A 21454-nucleotide genomic window follows, 5' to 3' on the forward strand; every position below is an offset into this window, starting at 1 on the left:
ACATTACTAGCTTTTGTTTGATTGGTTGTGTTGATACTGCGAAAGGTTTTCCATTTTAAAATAGGTGTTTAGATTGAAAAACAGGCCATATTTCTCCACCTTTGACCAAGCAGTATTTCGTAAGTCGAATAGTATGTAAAGACTTCATTGAAAGGAGGTGAAAATTTATGCCTAATTATTATTATTACTACAAAAGTGAACACAACATGGCTATTGCTGACGACTCAGCAGAATTTGACTACAAGAAGCATGATAAGAAGGATCATTGTGACAATTATTATAAAAAAGACCATAAGAAGGATAGATCAAAATTAGTGGAATTTGCTTATCAAACATCCGACCCCATTACAACATTACCGTTACCTCTAACCTTCCCACTAAGTACGCAACCACAAGTCGTTGCTACAGCCACTCTAAAGGATGTCGAAAAAGGGAATGTCGTATGGCTAAATGGTCTTTACCATGTGAACAACAACTCGGCGGAATTTGCAGATTTGTATACAAGAATTTATCGTGGTAGCATTTCTCCCGGAAACCTAATTTATCAAAGCATTGTTGAAATCGATGCAGAAGGAGATGCTGACGCAACAGAAGCTGTTACTCAATTCGTAGATGTGATTCCTGCTGATGCAAAATATGTGACCTATTATCTGACAGCTCAAAAAGGTCCGGGTTCTGAGGTCTTAGGTGTCTATGCATATGGTCCGATCACTTTTACTGCTGCAGAAATAAAACAGTAAGATGAACACGTAAAAGCCCAAAGAAGCTTGCCCATTGGTGGACAAGCTTCTTTCCCATTGGTATTTTCCCTTTTAAACACAGCCATTATTCGTCATCCATAAAATCATATGGACTGACATTTTCCATGCCGATGTTAGCATCTTTCCAAAAAGGTACTTCTTGAAGTACAGGATCTATGACTTCCTCGTCTGCTAAAGTTCCGGACTCTTTTGTTTGAAGCCTTTCTTTTAAGGATGTTTGCCTTGCCATTTCATCTGCACGTTGCACGCCAAGTTTTAATGCCTCTTCTTCCCCACAAAGAATTAAAAACCGCTTCGCACGTGTCACAGCAGTGTACAGTAGATTACGCCTGAGCATCCTGTAATAACTTTTCACCACCGGCAATACGACAATAGGGAACTCACTTCCTTGAGACTTATGTATGGAACAACAATAAGCGTGAGTTATCTGCCCAAGATCCTGCTTTGTATAAGTAACTTCATTGCCATCAAAAGAAACGATGACCATGTCCTGCTTTTCAGTATTTTCTTTCGCATAGAAAATGGAAACAACTTCACCAATGTCACCGTTAAAAACATGACTTTCCGGTTGATTGACAAGCTGCAGTACTTTATCACCGGTCCGATACACCACATTTCCAAAACTTAATTCACGCCGCTGATCACTTTTGGGATTGAAAAGTTCTTGAAGCATTTCATTAAGCTTATCTATACCGGCTGTCCCTCTGTACATTGGTGCAAGCACCTGGATATCGCGAGCAGTATAGCCTTTACTTTGCGCGTTTGCACATACTTTTTTTACGACATCCAATATTTGCGACTGTCCGCATTTGATAAACGACCGGTCCTTCTGTCCAGATGAAATGTCTGATGGCACTACCCCATCCTTCATATAGTGGGCCAACTCAATAATGGATGAACCATCTGCCTGTCTATAAATATCCGTCAATTGAACAGTAGGAATCACGCTAGACGCGAGTAAGTCCTTCAATACTTGACCCGGACCAACAGAAGGAAGCTGATCTTCATCTCCCACCAATACAACTTGTATATCATCTGGCAGAGACTTAAACAGTTGATTGGCAAGCCAAATATCCACCATTGACACTTCATCCACAATCAGAAGCTTACCTGTAATAGGGTTTTCTTCGTCATGTTGAAACCCTTCCGAACCATTCCAACCGAGGAGCCTATGAATGGTGAGAGAAGGCAGTCCTGTCGCTTCACTCATTCGCTTGGCAGCACGGCCTGTTGGAGCAACAAGCATAATTGGAAAAGGATCATCTTTGCTATAATCATTAGGTTCCAATGAACAACCATGTAGATCTGCGTATAGTTCGACAATTCCTTTGATGACGGTCGTTTTACCTGTCCCAGGTCCACCTGTCAAAAGAAGCATTGGAGTCATCAATGCTTGCTGAATGGCTTCCTTTTGAGAAGGCGCATACTGGACCTTCAATCTGTCCTCCAGTTCCCCTAAGGCGAGAAGAAATTCTGATTCAGGGAACTGCTCGGCATATTGAGTTTGTTCCATCACCCTTTTAATATTGGTAACCACCCCTTGCTCGGAAAAATAGAGACTGGGTAAATACACTTTTCCATCTTCTGCTTTAAGCTTTCCTTCTTCTGTCAATTGCATAATTTCCCGAGAAATGTCAGACTCTGCGACAAGACCATGCTGCTTTTCGTTTAATAGTCTGACGACTGCTTCGGTAAGCTGTTCCTCGACAACGTAACAGTGACCTTCTTGCATGGAATGCTGTTCAAGCATATACAGACAGCCTGCCCTGATGCGGTCTGGATGATTTCCGGATATCCCGAAGTGATTTCCAAGCTCATCTGCTCTGGAAAAGCCAATTCCTTCTACTGTTTCCACAAGCTCATACGGGTTCTTTTGGAGCGTTTCAATTGTCTGGTCTTTATAGGCCTGATAAATCTTCATGGATAATTGAGGGCCAAAACCAAACTGGGACAAGGCAATCATGACCTGCTCCAACCCTTGATGCTCCATCAACGTGTCATATAACGATTTGGCTTTATCACCGGCAAGCTTTGGGATGGAATCCAACACAGATGGATTTTCAAGAATTTTGGAGATGGCATTTTCACCAAGTGCATCTGCAATTTTTTCAGCTGTTTTTCTTCCAATGCCTGAAAACAGATCGCTTGAAAGATACTGAACAATACCGTGTCGTGTTTGGGGTATGTCCTTCCGAAAGTGTTCTACATGAAATTGCAGCCCAAATCTGGGATGTTCCTTCATTTGTCCAAAAAATATGTAAGTCTCGTCTTCATGAATGCGAGGGAAATAACCAGTGACGACCGCTTCTTTTTCTTCATACGCAACATTCGTCTCCGTCACTCTGATTCGCACCACTGAATACATATTAGATTCATTATGGAAGATGGTGACGAGATGCGATCCTTTGATAAACTTTTCATGTTCCTCGAACAAATCGAGGGAGGATTGCTGCTTCTGGTCCTTCATGGGATTTCCCTCCGTTCCCTAGTTTTCTTCTGTGAGAATCTTTTTCGCATGGGCCGCCAACATATGATCTTCTTGCACGTCCAATGCTTTATCCAGATTCTCCATTGCTTTTTCCCGATTCTCTTGATATGCATAGGCAACGCCTAAATTATAATAAGCATCCGCGTGCATTGGATCTTCCTCTACTACCTTTTCAAACTCCGTTGTCGCTTCTTTGATGAGCCCTTGTCCAGCTAAACAAAGTCCGTATTGGAATCTTGCTTCTGCATCTTCAGGCTTTAATTCGACTGCACGTTGAAAATAAGGAAGGGCAAGCTTTGGCTGTTCAAATTGCAATAAAGTCATCCCTAACATGAAAAAGATATCACTATCATTAACACCTTTCTTCATCGCAAGTTCAAACTGATCTTTTGCTTCATTCCATTTTTCAAGCTGATAATAGACATTTCCAAGTCCGTAGTGCGCAGTACCGATGGTGTCGTCTTTTTCCAAAGCTCGTTCGAAAAATTTCATTGCTTTTTCTAGCTCCCCGACAGCGCTTAGCACATTTCCAAAGTTCACATATGCTACGGCATTCTCCGGATTCTCTTCTATTTCTTTTGAAAAAGCCGCAAGTGCCTCCTCGTATTTTCCTTCTTGAAGGTATTGAATACCTAATGCATTATTATCTTTCATTTGTACGTACACCTCATCCATTTCATCAGTCTTTTTAGTATATCATAGAGAAAACCTCCATTCCTTATGGAATCGAGGTTTTCACTTTTATCCTACATACCAAAGCTTTTCATTGTTTTTAAAGACATGGTCAATCGTTCCCCCACCAAGACACTCATCACCATTGTAAAAGACAACGGCTTGTCCAGGAGTAATCGCTCGGACCGGCTCATCAAAGATAACCTTCACTTTGTTATCTTCCAAATGCTGAATCGTCACCTTGTTATCCTGTTGACGATAACGGAATTTAGCCGTGCACTCTGTACCATCTACAGGAGGGTTATCAGACACCCAGCTGATATCTGTAGCAGTGATGGAATCTGAGTATAATAATTCGTTATGGAAGCTTTGTCCCACATAAAGGACGTTCTTTTCTAAATCTTTTCCGATAACAAACCAAGGATCCCCGCTTCCGCCGATCCCAAGACCGTGACGCTGTCCAATCGTATAATACATCAACCCATCGTGCTTTCCTTTTACTTCCCCGTCCATCGTCAACATGTTGCCAGGTTGAGCTGGAAGGTAACCGCTGAGGAACTCTTTGAAATTGCGTTCTCCAATAAAACAGATACCCGTGCTGTCTTTTTTCGTTGCAGTAGCTAGACCAGCCCGTTTAGCAATTTCACGAACTTCAGATTTTTCAATATTGCCAATTGGGAACATTACTTTAGATAGTTGTTCTTGGCCCAGTTGGTTCAAGAAATAGGTTTGGTCTTTGTTGTCATCAAGGCCGCGGAGCATTTTGTATTCGCCATCGCGGAATGCAACTTGAGCATAGTGGCCTGTTGCCAAATAGTCTGCTCCAAGGTCCAATGCATGCTCAAGGAAAGCCTTGAATTTGATTTCTTTGTTACACATCACATCAGGATTTGGTGTGCGACCTGCTTTGTATTCATCTAAGAAGTATTGGAACACTTTGTCCCAGTATTGTTTTTCGAAATTTACCGCGTAATAAGGGATTCCGATTTGGTTGCAGACGCGGATTACGTCGTTGTAGTCCTCTGTTGCCGTACATACTCCAAATTCATCGGTGTCGTCCCAGTTTTTCATGAAAATACCGATTACATCGTAGCCTTGTTCTTTTAGAAGAAGGGCTGCTACGGATGAATCTACTCCACCAGACATTCCTATTACTACACGGGTATCTTTTGGTGCTTTTGTCATCTTGATCACCCCGTATTAAATTAATTTAATTATTCCGTTTACACCCTGTAGATTTCCGTTCCAGGTGTTCGCTTTCCTAGGGGCGGTGCTTGAGCCTCCTCGCTCCGCTGCGGGGTCTCAAGCTACCGCTATCTCCCTCAGGAGTCTCACACCTTGCACTACAATCTACAGGGAGATCTTATCTACTATTTCGTGTTAATCTTTTTACTACTTTGGCTGTTTGTTTGGCTGCGTGTGTGATGTCTTCGGTTGTGTTTCCGAGTCCGAAGCTGAATCGGATCGAGGAAGCAATTTTGTCTGAGTCTTTTCCGAACATGGCAACAAGAACATGGGACGGGTCGATGGAGCCTGCTGTGCATGCAGATCCACTCGACACCGCGATACCTGCCAAGTCCATGTTAACCAATAAGGACTCTACATTTGTTCCTGGAAAATAAACATTCAGTACATGCGGCAATGTTTTTTCTGAACCGCTGTTAATCTGAAACGAGACATCTTCTTCGTGCCAAACTTGAAGCATCATTTCTTTAAAACTTTGATACAATGCCACTTTTTCTTTTGCTTGCTCCATGCTTAATTCGATCGCTGTTTTCAAGCCGACGATTCCAGCGACATTTTCCGTACCTGCACGACGTTTCCGTTCTTGTTCGCCGCCATAAGTTAAGGTAGAGAAGGTTGCTCCAGCTTTTGCATATAAAAAACCGACTCCTTTAGGACCATTGATTTTATGGGAAGACATAGAAAGAAAATCAATGCCTTGTTCCTCCACATTGATTGGAAGAAGTCCGAAAGCTTGTACAGCATCTGTATGAAAATAAGCTTGATGTTCTTTTACGATTTCTCCTATTTCCTTGATAGGCTGAACCGTTCCTACCTCATTATTTCCATACATGATGGTGACAAGAATGGTCTGCTCGGTAAGTGCACCCTTTAGATCGTGTAGATTAATCTGACCTTGTTCATCCACAGGCAAATAGGTTACTTCAAAGCCTTCTTTTTCAAGTTGTTCACATGTATGAAGGACTGCATGGTGCTCAATTTTCGTTGTAATGATATGATTTCCACGTGATTTGTTGGCGCGAGCGACCCCGATGATGGCCAAATTGTCCGCTTCTGTCCCGCCGCTTGTAAAAATAATTTCTGTTTCTTTCGCACCAATGGAAGTGGCTGCTACGTGCCTTGCCTCATCCACGAGGTGCCGTGTTTTTCTTCCAAATCCATGAATACTGGAAGGGTTGCCGAAATCCTCCCTCATTACAGGAAGCATACTATCGAGGACAGCTGGATGCATGGGTGCGGTTGCTGCATGGTCTAAATATATCTGTTTCAATGAGGACGCCTCCTTTCCTACTAGTTAATGTTCCCTTTTGCTCTGCTTAGATGTAGAACATATATGCTTCTTGATCTCCGCCTTCATAATTTGCCAAATCATCAAGAGTTGTACTATCCAAGACGTCTTTTACCGCATCACGGATTCTGATCCACAGCTCTCGTTTCGCTGGTTCTTCATCGTCAATCACTTCAACCGGGCTGATTGGTCCTTCTAGTACACGAATGATATCTCCAGCCGTAATTTTCGCTGGTTCGTCTGCTAAAATATAACCACCATATGCGCCTCTTATACTTTTTACGAGCCCTGCATTACGAAGGGGAGCAATTAATTGCTCTAAATAATGTTCTGAAAGGTCATGCGTTTGCGCAATCGTTTTTAATGATAGAGGACCTTCCCCCACATTTTTTGCTAGTTCAATCATGATGGTCAAACCGTATCGTCCTTTAGTTGAAATTTTCATCTCCGAACACCTCTACTCTTTCTATTCTGTTTCTATATTTGAAAGGTTACCTTGTTATCTTTTTTATGTTGAATTTTATCAAGTAATGAGTCCGTTGCCTTTTGACAGGCAGGCAGCGTCAGACCTACGATGCTGCCGATGGTTAGACTGAATAGTATGGTACCGATAAAGACAGGGCCACCTAAAAGCCAACCTAAACATAATACTACTAATTCCATTCCTAATCTAATATATTGCACTTTCCATCCTGTCACTTCCGTCAGAGCAATCATCAGGCTATCCCTTGGTCCTGCACCACAACGTGAGGAAATGTAGACGCCTATTCCGATTCCAATGACCATTACCCCGGATAGGAGCATGGTCAGTTTTCCTATAAAGTTATCAGGCGTGTTCAACTGTGGAATCATCATATACAAATCAATGAAAATTCCAACCATCAGCATATTCAAAAAAGCTCCTAAAGGAGGCAGCTTTTTCGTAATCATGGTAGAGATCATCAAAATAAAAAAGCCCACAATGATGGACCAAGTACCAATCGTAAGTCCGATTTGGTAAAAAAGTCCGATATGAAAGACATCCCATGGCGCACTGCCCAAGTCAGCACGTATCATTAAGACAATTCCAAAGGCCATAATTAATAGCCCAATGAAATAGATGGCCCATTTTGCCAAAAACAACCTTCTGCCTATACTCCGCTCTCCTTGCATGCAGCCTCTACCCTTCTGTCTTTACTCTTTTCTGTCTCAAGTTAAAATCTATCCTATTATAGCATAATTTCAAAGGTTTTACATTTTGTCTGTTTTGTTTTAATGCATGATAACAATTGTGGTACAGTGGGTATGGGACACTAGATGTCATTGTATGCAGGAAGGTGTTTAAATGAACAATAAACCACTGGCCTTTCGGATGAGGCCTCGGACGATAGATGAAATGGTAGGACAGGAGCATCTTGTAGGAGAAGGCAAAATCATTCAGAGAATGGTAAAGGCAAAACATCTCTCCTCTATGATTCTCTACGGTCCGCCTGGTATAGGAAAAACGTCCATCGCCACTGCCATTGCCGGCAGTACTCAATATGCATTCCGGACATTGAATGCGGTAGTACACAATAAAAAAGATATGGAAATTGTAGCGGAAGAAGCGAAGATGTCAGGCAAGGTCATTCTTATTTTGGATGAAGTACACCGACTTGATAAGGCAAAACAAGACTTTCTGTTGCCACACCTTGAAAATGGTCGAATTGTTCTGATTGGGGCTACCACAAGCAACCCTTATCATGCGATCAACCCTGCCATTCGAAGCAGATGCCAAATTTTCGAGCTTCATCCATTGTCTGTAGCGGAAATCAAACATGTCATCATGCAAGCATTGGGAGATACGGAACGAGGTTTAGGAGATTACCAAGTTGTTCTTGATGAAGAAGCTTTGGAGCATTTTGCAAACGGATGCGGCGGCGATGTTCGTTCTGCGTTAAATGCACTAGAATTAGCGGTACTTTCCACCACCCCAAATGATGATGGAAAAATAACGATAGGTGTTGAAACGGCTGAAGAATGCCTGCAAAAGAAAAGCTTCTATCATGACAAGGACGGTGATGGTCATTATGACGTACTGTCCGCGTTCCAAAAATCCATTCGCGGCAGTGACGTGGATGCAGCACTTCATTATTTGGGACGGTTGATTGAAGCCGGCGACCTTGTAAGCATTGGAAGGCGCCTGCTTGTTATCGCCTATGAAGATATCAGCCTGGCAAATCCTCAAGCCGGTGCACGCACATTGTCTGCCATTGAAGCCGCTGAGAGACTTGGTTTTCCTGAGGCGAGAATTCCGCTTGCCAATGCAGTCATTGAATTATGCCTGTCCCCTAAATCCAATTCCGCCTATAAAGCATTGGATGAGGCATTGGCCGATATCAGAAAAGGACTGGTCGGCGAAGTACCTGCCCACTTGAAGGACGCACATTATAAAGGTGCCTCCGCACTTGGCCGAGGAATTGAATACAAATATCCGCATGACTACCCGAGCGGGTGGGTAGCTCAACAATATTTGCCAGACAAGCTAAAACATAAATCCTATTACAAGCCCAAAGATACAAGCAAATTCGAAACAGCCCTTGGGCAAATATATGAGAAAACAAAGAAGAAAAGATAAGGGGACTCTGCTTCCCCTTATTTTTTATGTTAATCTAGTAAACTTTCGTATATTTTTCTCCTTTTCTGGAAAAGATGGTAAAAAACGACCGTTTTAAGGAGTGGATTTGGATGAAAGTAAGACAAGATGCATGGTCTCATGAAGATGATCTATTACTTGCAGAGACTGTTTTACGATACATAAGAGATGGTGGCACACAACTTGCCGCCTTTGAAGAAGTCGGGGATGCGTTAAACCGCACATCAGCCGCATGTGGATTCAGGTGGAATGCCGAAGTAAGGAAAAAGTATGAACCTGCCGTTGCCATAGCAAAGAAGCAACGAAAAGAGAAAAAACGAGCGCAAGATAAGATAGCAAAAATGCAACAAAAAAGCGAGTCAGCTCCAGCCAAAAAAGCTACCAATCAACCATTGGAGATGGAATGGCTACCTGCACCAAAAGTAGATTCTGTGGAAAAAGTCAGCCTGCCATTTGAATATGATATGGAAGATGAAGAGTATGCACCGCTTCCAGTGCGAAATGCAACAGCGACTTTTTCAGCTGCATCGGCTGCGGCTTCCATTACCCTTGACGACTGCATTACCTTTTTACAAAACTTTCAACAAAACCAGAATTCCGATTATCGCTTGCAGTTGGAAAGTGAAAGATTACAAAAGGAAAACCAGTTGCTAAAACAGAAAAACCAATCACTTGAAAAGCAGCTTAAGAATTTAGAAGAACAACAAGTTGCGATAAATGAAGACTATGAAATGCTCGTCCAAATCATGGATCGTGCAAGAAGATTGACCGGTAACAGCATGCAGGATGAAGTAATGTGAAATAAAAGAGAAAGCCTCGTCATGAGTTGACGAGGCCTTCTCTTTATTAATTATTGCTTTCCACCGACACGTTGAATTTTAACATCTTTCAAAATATCATTAATGACATAGCCACCTAGGATAAGTCCCGCTACAGACGGTACAAATGCATTGGAGGAAGGCGGCATTTTTGCTTTACGAATTTCTGCATTATCATTTCCGACCGTTTTACGAACATCTTCACGAATGACAATTGGGCTCTCATCAGAGAATACCACTTTAATGCCACGGTGAATCCCTTCTTTACGAAGTCGAGTTCGGATGACTTTTGCGATAGGATCTGTGTGCGTTTTGGAGATGTCCGCCATTTTGAAACGCGTTGGATCCATCTTGTTTGCCGCTCCCATACTGGAAACCATCGGAATCTTGCGCTTTAGACACTCTTTCATTAAATGAATTTTATAAGAAATTGTATCAGAAGCATCGATGACATAGTCCAAGCCATAGCTGAAGAACTCTTCATACGTTTCTTCCGTGTAGAACATTTTCAGTGCAATTACTTCGCAGTCAGGATTGATGTCCTGGATACGTGCTTTCATTAGATCGGCTTTTGGTTGACCCACTGTGGACATAAGTGCATGAATTTGACGGTTAACATTTGTAATATCCACATCATCTTTATCCACTAGAATAAGGCGTCCGACGCCGGAACGTGCTAATGCTTCTGCCGAGAAAGAACCTACTCCGCCTATTCCTAATACTGCAACCGTGCTATTTTTAAGGGTTTCTAGACCTTCTTTACCTATTGCCAATTCGTTTCGTGAAAATTGGTGTAACACTGCATATCAACTCCATTTATCGCTTGTTTCATTTTTAATGTCTTTTAAAGATTGTACCCGAAATCGAATATAACATACTTTGGGTGAAAAGCAAGTAGTCGGATAGGAATTTTTCTTTTTTACGAATTGGGTTTCAATACCTTATAATGAAGGGAATAGTAACTGAATATTATTTTTTTATTGAAAGCGGGGAGTTTGTATTGAAAAATCTATTAAAGGCCTTATCTTACTTCTTAGTTATTGGCAGTGGTTTAGTAACAATCTTTCGCTTGAACAAAACGAATAAACAGTTAATGGCACGGGAAACAACGTCATTTCAGGTGAAACAGACGCTTGAAGCGATTGCTGCGACGTTGGAGAAGACACAAGAGTCCGCGCATTCTACCCCAGCAGAAAGTAAGCAACAAACTTTGGAGCTTGCAGAAGATAGGAGTTCGGAAGTGATGACTTCGGATATTGAAGTTGAGGAGAACGATCAAGAAGTTGCTGAGGAACAACAAGAAAATCCCCCTTTGATAAAAGCGAACAAGAATGCGCGTGGCGAGTATATTTATCACGTTCCGGGCGGCGTTTTCTATAACCGGACGACCCCAGTGGAATGGTTTCATACAGAAGAAGAGGCGCAGGCTAAAGGGTATCGGAAGTCTGCGAGGTAATGATTGTTTATGGGACAACCTTCATATTGAGTGAGGGTTGTTTTTTTGTGTATTGGAAGGCGGGGTATGAGGACAATGTTTGGGGGATATTGGCTGCTACGGGAGTCATACACCTCCTATGAGGACAATGTTCGCGTGATTTGGCTACTCCGGGAGTCATACATCTCCTATAAAGACAATGTTCGCGTGATTTTGGCTACTCCGGGAGTCATACGCCTTCTATGAGGACAATGTTCGCCGGATTTTGGCTGCTACGGGAGTCATACGCCTTCTATGAGGACAATGTTCACGTGATTTAAGCAACTCGGGGAGACATAGCCATCTTCCACAAAAAAACCGGCATCCCGCAATAATGCGAAATACCGGTTTTTAATCCGTATGTAGGCAAGTCCCAATCGTGCCGTCGTCGATGCCTTCGTTTTGATCCCCGCTCACAGCAGGTGGGTGCTCTGTTTCATGCATGTAGTAAGTCCTCACGAGGAAGGCATGTACGCAGCAACGAAAACTCTGAGCTCCCGTATAATCTATTGTTCGGTCAAAACAATAGGTTATACGACGAACACATCAGGACTTGCGACTTCTTGAAGTAATCTTAACACACAGGAATTCTATTTTCAAGCTATCACCGTCTAGCAAAATCTACTCTTTTTTGACAGCTAGCGACAAATGTAACTCATCTAATTGTCCACCTGCAACTGGACTTGGCGCTTCTGTCAGGATACAGCTTGCGCTTGCCGTTTTAGGAAATGCAATGGTGTCACGAAGATTGGTTCTTCCTGCCAATAGCATAACTAAACGGTCTAATCCAAGCGCGATTCCACCATGTGGAGGAGTTCCGTATTCAAATGCTTCTAGTAGGAAACCGAATTGCTCCGTTGCCTCTTCTTTACTGAAGCCAAGTACTTCGAACATTTTTTCCTGAATGTCGCGTTCATAAATACGTAAAGAACCTCCTCCTAGCTCATAACCGTTTAATACTAAATCGTAAGCTTGAGCACGAACTTCCCCTGGGTTTGTTTCCAGTAATGGAAGGTCTTCGCGGACAGGCATCGTGAACGGATGGTGAGCAGCAAAGTAGCGGCCCGCTTCTTCATCGTACTCAAGTAATGGCCAGTCCGTTACCCATAAGAAGTTGAACTTGCTTTCGTCGATTAGACCAAGTTCTTTTCCTAGCTTTAAGCGAAGAGCACCAAGTGCATCTGCAACAACAGATTTTTTATCTGCCACGAATAGGATCAAGTCCCCTTCTGCAGCGTCTAGGGATTGAATGAAGCCTTGTTGTTGTTCTTCATTGAAGAATTTTGCGATCGGTCCTTTTAATCCTTCTGCTTCTACTTTTAACCAAGCTAACCCTTTTGCTCCGTATACAGCAACAAACTCAGTCAAGGCATCGATATCTTTGCGAGAGTATTTACTTGCCGCTCCTTTTACATTGATTGCTTTTACTTGACCGCCATTATTTACAGCTGCGCTGAATACTTTGAATCCGCAGTCAGCAACCTGCTCGGACAGGTCCACAAGTTCCATTTCAAAACGAGTGTCTGGCTTATCGGAACCGTATCTGTTCATAGCATCTTGATACGTAATACGAGGGAATGTTTCTGGAACATCCACACTCTTTGTATTTTTCATGACCATTCTCATCATGTCTTCCATCATGCCGATAATTTCTTCTTGTGATAAGAAAGAAGTCTCAATGTCGACTTGTGTAAATTCAGGCTGTCTGTCTGCACGAAGGTCTTCGTCACGGAAGCAACGAGCAATCTGATAATAGCGCTCCACACCGGAAACCATCAATAGTTGCTTGAAGATTTGCGGAGACTGTGGCAACGCGTAAAATTCACCTGGGTGTACACGGCTTGGTACTAGGTAGTCACGTGCACCTTCTGGCGTGCTTTTAGTCAATATAGGCGTTTCCACTTCCATAAACTGTTGATCGTTCAAAAATTCACGGATGGAACGTGTTACATCATGACGCATTTTCAATGTGTCAAACATTACCGGACGGCGAAGGTCCAAGTAACGGTATTTTAGACGAATGTCTTCATTTACTTCCGTCTTGCTATCCAATACGAATGGTGGTGTTTTCGCAGCATTCAAGACTTCAATTGCCTCTGCCTGCACTTCAATTGCACCTGTTTTCAGGTTAGGGTTTACTGTTGCTTCATCTCGGGCAACCACTTTTCCCTTAATATATAAAACGTACTCGTTACGTACACTTTCAGCAGTTTTTAAAGCATCTGCGGAAACATCGGGATTGAAAACTATTTGAACAAGTCCTGTACGGTCACGAAGGTCTAAGAAAATAAGTCCTCCTAGGTCACGGCGCTTTTGCACCCAGCCTTTTAATTCGATTGTTTCTCCGATTGATGATTGTGGGACTTCGCCACAGTTATATGTTCTACCTTGCATCATTTATCTCTCCCCACTTTTCTTTGCTGTTAAGAATGCGACTGCATCTTCAAATGCAACTTCCTGTTGTTCGCCTGTTTCCATTTCTTTGATGGAGACGACGCCTTTTTCTAACTCATCATCTCCAAATACGATGGTATATTTTGCTTGCAGGCGGTCGGCTGCTTTGAATTGTGCTTTTAATTTTTTATCTTGATAGTCTTTTTCGGCTACAATTCCTGCTTTTCTTAAATCAAAAAGCAGCTTTACTGCAGTTTCTTTTGCCTTGTCTCCAAGTGCGACCACATAACAATCAATGGATTCTTCAAATGGAAACTTCACATTTTCTGCTTCCATTGCAGATATAAGGCGCTCGATGCTTAGTGCAAATCCAATACCAGGTGTTTCTGGTCCACCAATCTCTTGAACAAGTCCGTTGTATCGTCCCCCGCCACAAAGAGTCGTGATTGCACCGAAACCTTCTGATGTGCTCATGATCTCAAATGCTGTGTGGTAATAGTAATCAAGTCCTCGCACCAAGTTTGGATCGATTTCATATTGAATGCCCAGAGCCGATAGATAAGCTACCACTTTATCAAAATAAGCTTTGGATTCTTCATTCAAGTAATCTAGGATAGACGGCGCTGTTGCCATCAATTCGTGGTCGCGGTCTTTCTTACAATCAAGAATTCTGAGAGGATTTTTTTCTAAACGTCCTTGGCAATCACCGCAGAACTCGTTGATTCTCGGTTGGAAGTGATTGATCAACGCATCTCTGTGTGCTTGACGGCTTTCCTTGTCCCCTAAGCTGTTAATGACAACTTTTAAGTTATTGAGGCCTAAGCTTTTATATAATTCCACTGCTAACGCAATTACTTCTGCATCAATGGACGGGTCATTACTTCCTAGTGCTTCAATTCCAAATTGAACGAACTGGCGGAAACGCCCTGCCTGTGGACGCTCATATCGGAACATCTGGCCGATATAATAAAGTTTTGTCGGTTGCGTCGGTGAACCGAACATTTTGTTGTTTATATAAGATCGCGCCACTGCAGCGGTTCCCTCTGGGCGAAGTGTAAGGCTTCTGCCACCTCGATCCTCAAATGTGTAAACCTCTTTCTGTACCACATCGGTTGTGTCTCCCACACCTCTTAAAAACAACTCCGTGCTCTCGAAAATCGGCGTCCTAATCTCCTTATAATTATATAACTCACAAATCTCCTTCGCCTTCGCCTCAATATACTGCCACTTCTCCACCGTACCAGGTAAAATATCCTGCGTACCACGCGGTATCTGAATCGCCATTTACGGTTCCTCCTTCTAAAGGGGTCAAAGCCCCTCTTTCGTTATTTAAAGTGGTAAAGAGGGGTCTGACCCTCTCTACGTTAATTCGTTACATCAATAAAGCAATTTACATATAAAAAACTCCCGTCCCTTGTTTATTATCTAAACAAGGGACGGGAGTTGTATGTCCCGTGGTGCCACCCTAATTGAAGTAGTTTGAAGGCTTAGCATGTAAGTATGATGCTATTTCCTTCGGTTACTTCCACTCAAGCAGTTAACGCCTGCAACGTCCATCTCCTAGTAGAGCGTTTTTCACGACCTGCTGCGTAATGACTATTAAGGCAGATTTGTGAGATTAAGCTTTTTCAGAGCGGATCCTACGGAGTGTTCATTCATTGAGTCATCAAGGGGAAATGCTTTCAGCCCAGGGCATTTCTTCTCTTTCCATGTGGTTCTCAACTACTGTTCTCCATCATCGGTATCTTGTATTTTAGTCCATTAACGCGACTAGTTGTTATGTAAGATACTTGCTAGTATATATACTTTCAAATCTAATTGTCAAGGCTTTATTGAATTCGATTCAATTGTTTTTTTAACGATTTCACATCACGCATCGTAATTCCGAACTCAGATGCCAGTTCCACGTAGGTGGAATCCTTCTCTTTTTCAATGAAATCATGAAAACTTACCCCAAAAACATCTCTACTTCCGTATGCACGATTATGTTTATCACTAAATTTCATCTTTTTACGCTCCTTTTTTGTTACACTAGTATCTATCCTGTCCCTTTTTTGCCTGTTTCTTTCAAAAATAGCAGGATTTTTTTCACTTTTATAGAAAAAGAAAGTTTGAACAAAAAAATGAGGAGGACAAAATTTGGGTCACAAAGTACATAGTTTTCTTATTGCCCTTTTATTATTTTCTACTATCTTTTCTTTTTTGGACCCTTCCACTGTGCAGGCGAATAGAACGGTCGTAGTGGCAACAGATGTATTGAACGTAAGGGAGACTCCAGATGCAAATGGCGTCATCATTTCTAAAGTACAACGAGGCGAATCCTATCCTGTTGTGGACAGTCAAGGAGAATGGCTAAAGATACAAGTCACTTCTTCTAAGGCGGGATGGGTGGCATCTTTCCTTGTTACAGAAAGCAGCGATGGTGCTCGTTCCACAGCATCAAGATCAAGCGATGGTGCCAATGTACAAATTCTGACCGATGACCTTCGTGTCCGTTCAGGTCCAGGCACAAATTTTTCTGTGGTCGGCTTTCTTCATGCAAGCGCGCCATCAGTGCAATACTTGGAAGAAAATGAAAACTGGGTAAAGGTTCATTCTGACGGAGTAGAAGGTTGGGTCTCAAAAGAGTTTGTGACGATTCTGGCTAAAAAGAAGAAGAAATCACAGCCTGAACCTACCGAGTCAACGGAAGAATCAGAAGGACAAAGTGCCACTATCACTACTGACGGGTTGAACATCAGGAGTGAACCTTCGACACAAAGCGAAGTGCTAGGTACATTAACAAGTGGTCAAGAGGTAGAGCTACTTGCCATTCGGGGAGATTGGTTGAATATCTCTTATGACGGAACAGTCGGCTGGATACATAGTGATTACGCGAATATTAATGAACCCCCTTCTGGCACGCAAGCCTCAATCTCACCTAAAGCAGAAGCAACCATTAAAGTGGCCGGGCTAAATGTAAGAAGTGAACCGACTCTTAACGGGAAAGTATTGGACCAACTACCACAGGGGACAACTGTCAGCATTATCAGTGAGAAAAATAACTGGTGTGAAATAGAGTATGACAATGGAAAAACAGGTTGGATCGCTGGATGGTTTTTAGAAAAGAGCGGTGTTTCATCTCCCACTCCATCTCAAAGCAGTGATGGAACAATTGTAATCGTTGATGATGCCACAAATATCAGAAGTGCACCTTCCACCGATTCCAAAGTGATATTGCGTGCAGATGAAGGAGAAGAATTCTCCATTGTAACTGTGGAAGACAATTGGTATAAAATCAAGTTGCAAGACGGATCAGAAGGCTATGTTGCCGGTTGGATCGTGGCAACGAAAGGAAACGCCACCAGCATAAAAAGGGCTGGTGCGGAACAATATTTATCCAATAGGGTTATAGTAATTGACCCTGGTCACGGCGGCAGGGATGTTGGAGCAATCGGAGCACAAGGAACCTTTGAAAAGGACCTGACACTTAGGACTGCGCTTCTATTGCAAGACAAATTGAAAGCTGCAGGTGCTACAGTCTACATGACTAGAATGTCCGATACATCAGTACCTTTGCAATCTAGACCGCAAATGGCAAACTATCATGGCGCAGATATTTTTCTAAGCATTCATTATGATAGTATTGATGATACGAGCGTAACAGGGACCACTACTTACTATTACGGCCCTTCTGACCAAGACTTGGCTGATAGTGTACATTCCTCTCTTGTACAATTTACAAATTTACGAGACAGAGAAGTACGCCAAGAAAACTATCTTGTTTTGAGAGAAAGCATGCAACCTTCCCTGCTTTTAGAACTTGGGTATATCAGTAACCGTGGAGAGGAAATAACCGTCCTTTCGGGTGATTTTCAAGAACGGGCATCCACTGCTATTTATCAGGGGTTGGCACAGTATTTTAGAGGGAATTAACTGGCTGAAAAGAATGAAGGAGGACCTGTGAAGTTTAAGGTCCTCTTATTTGTGTTTGTGACAGAATATTTTTGGTTATTGTGACTTTTTAGCGTCTATTGTGACTTTTTCGGAGGTTATTGTGACTTTTCCACCAGTTATTGTGACAATGGTACAATTTGATCAACTTCCTCACAAAAAAAGCCAGCCGCACACCTCCAATTAAAGGCATACAACCAGCTTCAAAAATCATTTACTTTCCACAATCAACGTAACAGGTCCATCATTGACAAAATCCACGTCCATCATGGCACCAAACCTGCCTGTCTCCACGACAATACCTTTGCCGCGTAACTCTTCGTTAAACGCTTTATAGATGGTTTCTGCATGGTCAGGCTTTGCAGCGTCCATAAAATTAGGACGGCGGCCCTTTCGGCAGTCGCCATATAAAGTGAATTGAGAGACAGACAGAATCTGACCTTTCACATCAAGTAAGGAAAGGTTCATTTTATCCTGCTCATCTTCAAAAATACGGAGGTTTGCGACTTTTTCAGCAACATACGCGGCATCCTCCATCGTATCCTCATGCGTGACGCCTACGAGTAACATCAATCCACGATCGATTTTTCCCACTACATCGCCGTCCACACGCACTTCCGCTCTCTTCGCTCTTTGTAATACAACTCTCATGTCAAAAGAACCTCACTTACTGCATTATTCTTCGAACAGCATAAATATCGGAAATCTGTTTGATTCGCTCCACGACTTTATGCAAATGATTGATATTATGAATTGCAATAGCCATATGGATGGTTGCCATTTTGTTACGATCAGAACGGCCGGAAACTGCCGTAATATCGGTCTTTGTTTCGTTAACCGCCTGCAACACTTCATTTAACAAGCCTCGGCGATCGTAGCCTGTTATTTCTATTTCCACATTGTACTCGCGGTTGTCTTTAACATCGCTTTCCCAGTCAACATCAATAAGACGGTCGGTGGTGCCTTCCGCTTCAACGTTTGCACAATCTGCACGGTGAACGGACACACCACGGCCCCTTGTAATAAAACCTACAATCTCATCCCCAGGAACAGGATTACAGCACTTAGAAAGGCGTACAAGCAAGCTGTCAATCCCTTGAACGACGACACCTGCGTCTTTGCGTTTTTTGACAGGAGCAGTTTTCTTTTTCTCGGCATTTTCGGTTATATCCGTGATTTGTTGTTCTTTATCACGCTGACGACGCTGCTTTTCAGTCAGACGGTTTGCCACCTGAAGAGCAGTGATTCCGTTATAGCCGACTGCGGCAAACATATCATCCGGTGTCATAAAGTTGAATTTTTCCGAAACGCGGTTAATGTTTTCGGCATTGAGAATTTCCTTGAGGTCAAAGTCCATACCCTTGATTTCTTTTTCAACAAGGTCACGGCCTTTTTCCACATTTTCCTCACGACGCTGCTTCTTGAAGAACTGTCGGATTCTATTCTTAGCCTGGGAGGTCTGAGCAAGCTTCAACCAGTCTTGACTTGGTCCGTAGGAATGCTTGGACGTCAGGATCTCAATAATGTCACCTGTTTTTAATTTATAATCCAATGTGACCATTTTGCCGTTTACTTTAGCACCGATTGTTTTATTTCCGATTTCCGAGTGAATACGATAAGAAAAATCAATCGGCACAGATCCGCTAGGAAGCTCAATGACATCTCCTTTTGGTGTAAAAACGAACACCATATCAGAGAACAGGTCAATTTTTAACGACTCCATGAATTCTTCAGCGTTTGTCGCATCATTTTGCCACTCGAGAATTTCGCGGAACCATGTTAATTTTTCTTCAAAAGAGGCACGGTCATCTGCTTCTTTGTCTTCTTTATACGCCCAGTGTGCAGCAATCCCGTACTCTGCAATCTGATGCATGTCACTTGTACGGATCTGCACTTCCAAAGGATCTCCTTTAGGTCCGATCACAGTTGTATGCAGGGACTGGTACATATTAGGTTTTGGCATGGCAATATAATCTTTAAAGCGGCCAGGCATCGGTTTCCAGCATGTATGAATGATTCCAAGAACGGCATAACAATCTTTAATGCTGTTTACAATGATGCGGACAGCTAATAAATCGTAAATCTCGCTAAACTGCTTGTTCTGTTTAGCCATTTTACGATAGATACTATAAATATGCTTAGGACGACCGGAAAGCTCTGCAGTGATTTCCACCTCTTCCAGACGGTCATTTACTTCATTCATAACCTCAGAAATATACTCTTCACGCTCGGCACGCTTTCGTTTCATGAGGTTAACAATGCGGTAGTACTGCTGTGGATTTAGATAACGTAATGCAGTATCCTCAAGCTCCCACTTAATTTTACTAATCCCCAAGCGATGAGCAAGCGGCGCAAAAATTTCCAGGGTTTCGTTTGATATTCGACGTTGTTTTTCTTGCGGAAGATGCTTCAAAGTCCTCATATTATGCAGACGGTCTGCCAGCTTAATTAAAATAACGCGGATATCCTGAGCCATCGCCACAAACATTTTTCGATGGTTTTCAGCTTGTTGTTCTTCTTGGGACTTATACTTAATTTTCCCAAGCTTGGTCACACCGTCCACAAGCATCGCCACTTCGGCATTAAAGGCTTCCTTGATCTCTTCCAAGGAAACGGACGTATCTTCCACCACATCATGAAGAAACCCAGCCGCAATGGTGGATGGATCTAGATCAAGGTCCACAAGGATTCCTGCGACCTGTATGGGATGTATGATATAAGGCTCACCGGATTTTCGATACTGTTCTGCATGAGCGTTTTTCGCAAACTCATACGCTCTTTCCAAAAAGGCAATGTCCTCACCCTTTAGATAGCGCCTCGCATTATCTATCACCTGGTCTGCAGTTAATACTTGCTCATTTGCCATATTTCTACTCACCTTTTTGACTTTCTTTTTTTATTTTACTAGACATATCCTATTAAAAAAGCGCAATCGCCTATTATATTCTACTGAATTTCTTACCATTATGGACAGAAATCTTTCGTTCTTTACTTGAATAGAACAAAAAAGTATATTGTTTTTATTATCGTGAAATTTTATGTAGATGTAAAGAGATTATGAGGGAAAAATAAAGATTTGTCGACAGATTTTTCAGGAATTGGTGTAAAAAATATACTTTTCTAATAAAAGCGGTCTTTTTACCTATCATTTCATTTTATTTATACTAACAGAAAATAGTACTAGGCCGTTACCATTAGATATGAAAAAAACTAGAGCAATCCGATTGCCCTAGTTCTTTTTAAAAATTAATATTTCATTAATGTAAGAATATCGAAACCGTCTAATTTGCTGCGTCCATCCAAGTAGGATAGCTCGATAAGGAATGCAATACCTGCAACAACTCCGCCAAGCTCTTCAACAAGCTTGATTGTCGCTTCGATTGTACCACCTGTTGCAAGTAAATCATCTGTAATTAATACGCGTTGACCAGGCTTGATTGCATCTCTATGAATAGTCAGTACATCTTTACCGTACTCTAAACCGTATTCAACACGAGCTACTTCACGTGGAAGTTTTCCTTCTTTACGAACTGGCGCAAAGCCAACTCCTAAAGAGTACGCTACTGGACAACCAATGATAAATCCACGTGCTTCCGGTCCAACAATTAGATCTACTTCTTTATCGCGAGCATATTCAACGATCTGGTCTGTTGCATAACGGTATGCATCACCATTGTCCATCAACGTTGTAATATCCTTGAACTGTATACCAGGTTTTGGCCAATCAGGAACGATTGTTACGAATTTCTTTAAATCCATCTTCTATT

The 21454-nt window shown here is 42.3% G+C and carries 18 protein-coding genes, 1 other RNA gene and 1 other annotated feature; of the genes, 5 read left to right on the plus strand and 14 right to left on the minus strand.

Features of this window, described 5'->3' with window-relative positions; all coding sequences use genetic code 11:
* Nucleotides 1-167: 167 nt before the first annotated feature.
* Nucleotides 168-740, plus strand: coding sequence for a hypothetical protein (locus LC091_RS02900; protein WP_226680194.1), 573 nt, complete (start codon nucleotides 168-170; stop codon nucleotides 738-740).
* An 85-nt stretch (nucleotides 741-825) separates the two neighbouring features.
* Here the strand turns inward: LC091_RS02900 and recD2 are convergent, their stop codons facing one another.
* From recD2 to LC091_RS02930, 6 genes are all read right to left on the minus strand, one after another.
* A complete protein-coding gene (gene recD2 / locus LC091_RS02905) occupies nucleotides 826-3228 on the minus strand; it encodes an SF1B family DNA helicase RecD2 (RefSeq protein ID WP_226680195.1) in 2403 nt (800 codons plus the stop codon).
* A gap of 18 nt (nucleotides 3229-3246) precedes the next feature.
* Nucleotides 3247-3903 (minus strand): tetratricopeptide repeat protein, encoded by a 657-nt coding sequence (locus LC091_RS02910; protein ID WP_226680196.1) that lies wholly within the window; start codon nucleotides 3901-3903, stop codon nucleotides 3247-3249.
* Nucleotides 3904-3990: 87 nt separating this feature from the next.
* On the minus strand, nucleotides 3991-5106 hold the full coding sequence (gene mnmA, locus LC091_RS02915) for a tRNA 2-thiouridine(34) synthase MnmA (RefSeq protein WP_226680197.1): 1116 nt from the start codon (nucleotides 5104-5106) through the stop codon (nucleotides 3991-3993).
* Between the two features lie 178 nt (nucleotides 5107-5284).
* Entirely contained in the window at nucleotides 5285-6436 is a 1152-nt protein-coding gene (locus tag LC091_RS02920) for a cysteine desulfurase family protein (RefSeq protein ID WP_226680198.1), read from the minus strand.
* A gap of 46 nt (nucleotides 6437-6482) precedes the next feature.
* Nucleotides 6483-6899, minus strand: coding sequence for a cysteine metabolism transcriptional regulator CymR (cymR, locus tag LC091_RS02925; protein WP_088018959.1), 417 nt, complete (start codon nucleotides 6897-6899; stop codon nucleotides 6483-6485).
* A gap of 32 nt (nucleotides 6900-6931) precedes the next feature.
* Nucleotides 6932-7606 (minus strand): YczE/YyaS/YitT family protein, encoded by a 675-nt coding sequence (locus LC091_RS02930; protein ID WP_226680199.1) that lies wholly within the window; start codon nucleotides 7604-7606, stop codon nucleotides 6932-6934.
* A gap of 172 nt (nucleotides 7607-7778) precedes the next feature.
* Between LC091_RS02930 and LC091_RS02935 the strand changes: the two genes are divergently transcribed.
* Both LC091_RS02935 and LC091_RS20480 read left to right on the plus strand, forming a co-directional pair.
* Nucleotides 7779-9050: a replication-associated recombination protein A gene (locus tag LC091_RS02935; protein ID WP_226680200.1), complete on the plus strand. Its 1272-nt coding sequence runs from the start codon at nucleotides 7779-7781 to the stop codon at nucleotides 9048-9050.
* A gap of 110 nt (nucleotides 9051-9160) precedes the next feature.
* Nucleotides 9161-9868: an RsfA family transcriptional regulator gene (locus LC091_RS20480; RefSeq protein ID WP_319003628.1), complete on the plus strand. Its 708-nt coding sequence runs from the start codon at nucleotides 9161-9163 to the stop codon at nucleotides 9866-9868.
* A gap of 50 nt (nucleotides 9869-9918) precedes the next feature.
* Here LC091_RS20480 and LC091_RS02945 read toward each other — a convergent pair whose 3' ends face one another.
* Nucleotides 9919-10686, minus strand: a complete 768-nt coding sequence (locus LC091_RS02945; RefSeq protein WP_060665145.1) for a tRNA threonylcarbamoyladenosine dehydratase — start codon at nucleotides 10684-10686, stop codon at nucleotides 9919-9921.
* Between the two features lie 200 nt (nucleotides 10687-10886).
* Between LC091_RS02945 and LC091_RS02950 the strand changes: the two genes are divergently transcribed.
* Nucleotides 10887-11342: a sunset domain-containing protein gene (locus LC091_RS02950; RefSeq protein WP_226680201.1), complete on the plus strand. Its 456-nt coding sequence runs from the start codon at nucleotides 10887-10889 to the stop codon at nucleotides 11340-11342.
* A gap of 384 nt (nucleotides 11343-11726) precedes the next feature.
* Here the strand turns inward: LC091_RS02950 and ssrS are convergent.
* The 4 genes from ssrS to LC091_RS02970 all read right to left on the minus strand — a co-directional run bounded on the left by ssrS (nucleotide 11727) and on the right by LC091_RS02970 (nucleotide 15760).
* Nucleotides 11727-11916, minus strand: a non-coding RNA gene (gene ssrS, locus LC091_RS02955) — 6S RNA.
* 65 nt (nucleotides 11917-11981) lie between these two features.
* A complete protein-coding gene (gene aspS, locus LC091_RS02960) occupies nucleotides 11982-13754 on the minus strand; it encodes an aspartate--tRNA ligase (RefSeq protein WP_226680492.1) in 1773 nt (590 codons plus the stop codon).
* Between the two features lie 3 nt (nucleotides 13755-13757).
* Nucleotides 13758-15038, minus strand: coding sequence for a histidine--tRNA ligase (hisS, locus tag LC091_RS02965; RefSeq protein WP_226680202.1), 1281 nt, complete (start codon nucleotides 15036-15038; stop codon nucleotides 13758-13760).
* A gap of 145 nt (nucleotides 15039-15183) precedes the next feature.
* Nucleotides 15184-15502, minus strand: a binding site (T-box leader).
* Nucleotides 15503-15583: 81 nt separating this feature from the next.
* Nucleotides 15584-15760, minus strand: a complete 177-nt coding sequence (locus LC091_RS02970; protein ID WP_010196002.1) for a hypothetical protein — start codon at nucleotides 15758-15760, stop codon at nucleotides 15584-15586.
* A gap of 133 nt (nucleotides 15761-15893) precedes the next feature.
* Between LC091_RS02970 and LC091_RS02975 the strand changes: the two genes are divergently transcribed.
* Nucleotides 15894-17669 (plus strand): SH3 domain-containing protein, encoded by a 1776-nt coding sequence (locus LC091_RS02975; protein ID WP_226680203.1) that lies wholly within the window; start codon nucleotides 15894-15896, stop codon nucleotides 17667-17669.
* A gap of 228 nt (nucleotides 17670-17897) precedes the next feature.
* Here the strand turns inward: LC091_RS02975 and dtd are convergent, their stop codons facing one another.
* From dtd to LC091_RS02990, 3 genes are all read right to left on the minus strand, one after another.
* A complete protein-coding gene (gene dtd, locus LC091_RS02980) occupies nucleotides 17898-18338 on the minus strand; it encodes a D-aminoacyl-tRNA deacylase (RefSeq protein WP_226680204.1) in 441 nt (146 codons plus the stop codon).
* A 16-nt stretch (nucleotides 18339-18354) separates the two neighbouring features.
* Nucleotides 18355-20553, minus strand: coding sequence for a RelA/SpoT family protein (locus tag LC091_RS02985; protein ID WP_226680205.1), 2199 nt, complete (start codon nucleotides 20551-20553; stop codon nucleotides 18355-18357).
* Between the two features lie 380 nt (nucleotides 20554-20933).
* Nucleotides 20934-21446 carry an adenine phosphoribosyltransferase gene (locus tag LC091_RS02990; RefSeq protein WP_010195994.1) on the minus strand — a complete coding sequence of 171 codons (513 nt, stop codon included), beginning with the start codon at nucleotides 21444-21446 and terminating at the stop codon, nucleotides 20934-20936.
* Nucleotides 21447-21454 lie beyond the last annotated feature (8 nt).

Source organism: Sutcliffiella horikoshii (assembly GCF_020524325.1).
Lineage (GTDB): Bacteria > Bacillota > Bacilli > Bacillales > Bacillaceae_I > Sutcliffiella_A > Sutcliffiella_A horikoshii_D.

What these genes read in the sequence shown, in the direction of transcription:
- LC091_RS02900 (WP_226680194.1), top strand. Translation starts at nt 168, where the DNA reads ATGCCTAATTATTATTATTACTACAAAAGTGAACACAACATGGCTATT.
- recD2 (WP_226680195.1), bottom strand. Translation starts at nt 3,228, where the DNA reads ATGAAGGACCAGAAGCAGCAATCCTCCCTCGATTTGTTCGAGGAACAT.
- LC091_RS02910 (WP_226680196.1), bottom strand. Translation starts at nt 3,903, where the DNA reads ATGAAAGATAATAATGCATTAGGTATTCAATACCTTCAAGAAGGAAAA.
- mnmA (WP_226680197.1), bottom strand. Translation starts at nt 5,106, where the DNA reads ATGACAAAAGCACCAAAAGATACCCGTGTAGTAATAGGAATGTCTGGT.
- cymR (WP_088018959.1), bottom strand. Translation starts at nt 6,899, where the DNA reads ATGAAAATTTCAACTAAAGGACGATACGGTTTGACCATCATGATTGAA.
- LC091_RS02930 (WP_226680199.1), bottom strand. Translation starts at nt 7,606, where the DNA reads ATGCAAGGAGAGCGGAGTATAGGCAGAAGGTTGTTTTTGGCAAAATGG.
- LC091_RS02935 (WP_226680200.1), top strand. Translation starts at nt 7,779, where the DNA reads ATGAACAATAAACCACTGGCCTTTCGGATGAGGCCTCGGACGATAGAT.
- LC091_RS20480 (WP_319003628.1), top strand. Translation starts at nt 9,161, where the DNA reads ATGAAAGTAAGACAAGATGCATGGTCTCATGAAGATGATCTATTACTT.
- aspS (WP_226680492.1), bottom strand. Translation starts at nt 13,754, where the DNA reads ATGCAAGGTAGAACATATAACTGTGGCGAAGTCCCACAATCATCAATC.
- hisS (WP_226680202.1), bottom strand. Translation starts at nt 15,038, where the DNA reads ATGGCGATTCAGATACCGCGTGGTACGCAGGATATTTTACCTGGTACG.
- LC091_RS02970 (WP_010196002.1), bottom strand. Translation starts at nt 15,760, where the DNA reads ATGAAATTTAGTGATAAACATAATCGTGCATACGGAAGTAGAGATGTT.
- dtd (WP_226680204.1), bottom strand. Translation starts at nt 18,338, where the DNA reads ATGAGAGTTGTATTACAAAGAGCGAAGAGAGCGGAAGTGCGTGTGGAC.
- LC091_RS02985 (WP_226680205.1), bottom strand. Translation starts at nt 20,553, where the DNA reads ATGGCAAATGAGCAAGTATTAACTGCAGACCAGGTGATAGATAATGCG.
- LC091_RS02990 (WP_010195994.1), bottom strand. Translation starts at nt 21,446, where the DNA reads ATGGATTTAAAGAAATTCGTAACAATCGTTCCTGATTGGCCAAAACCT.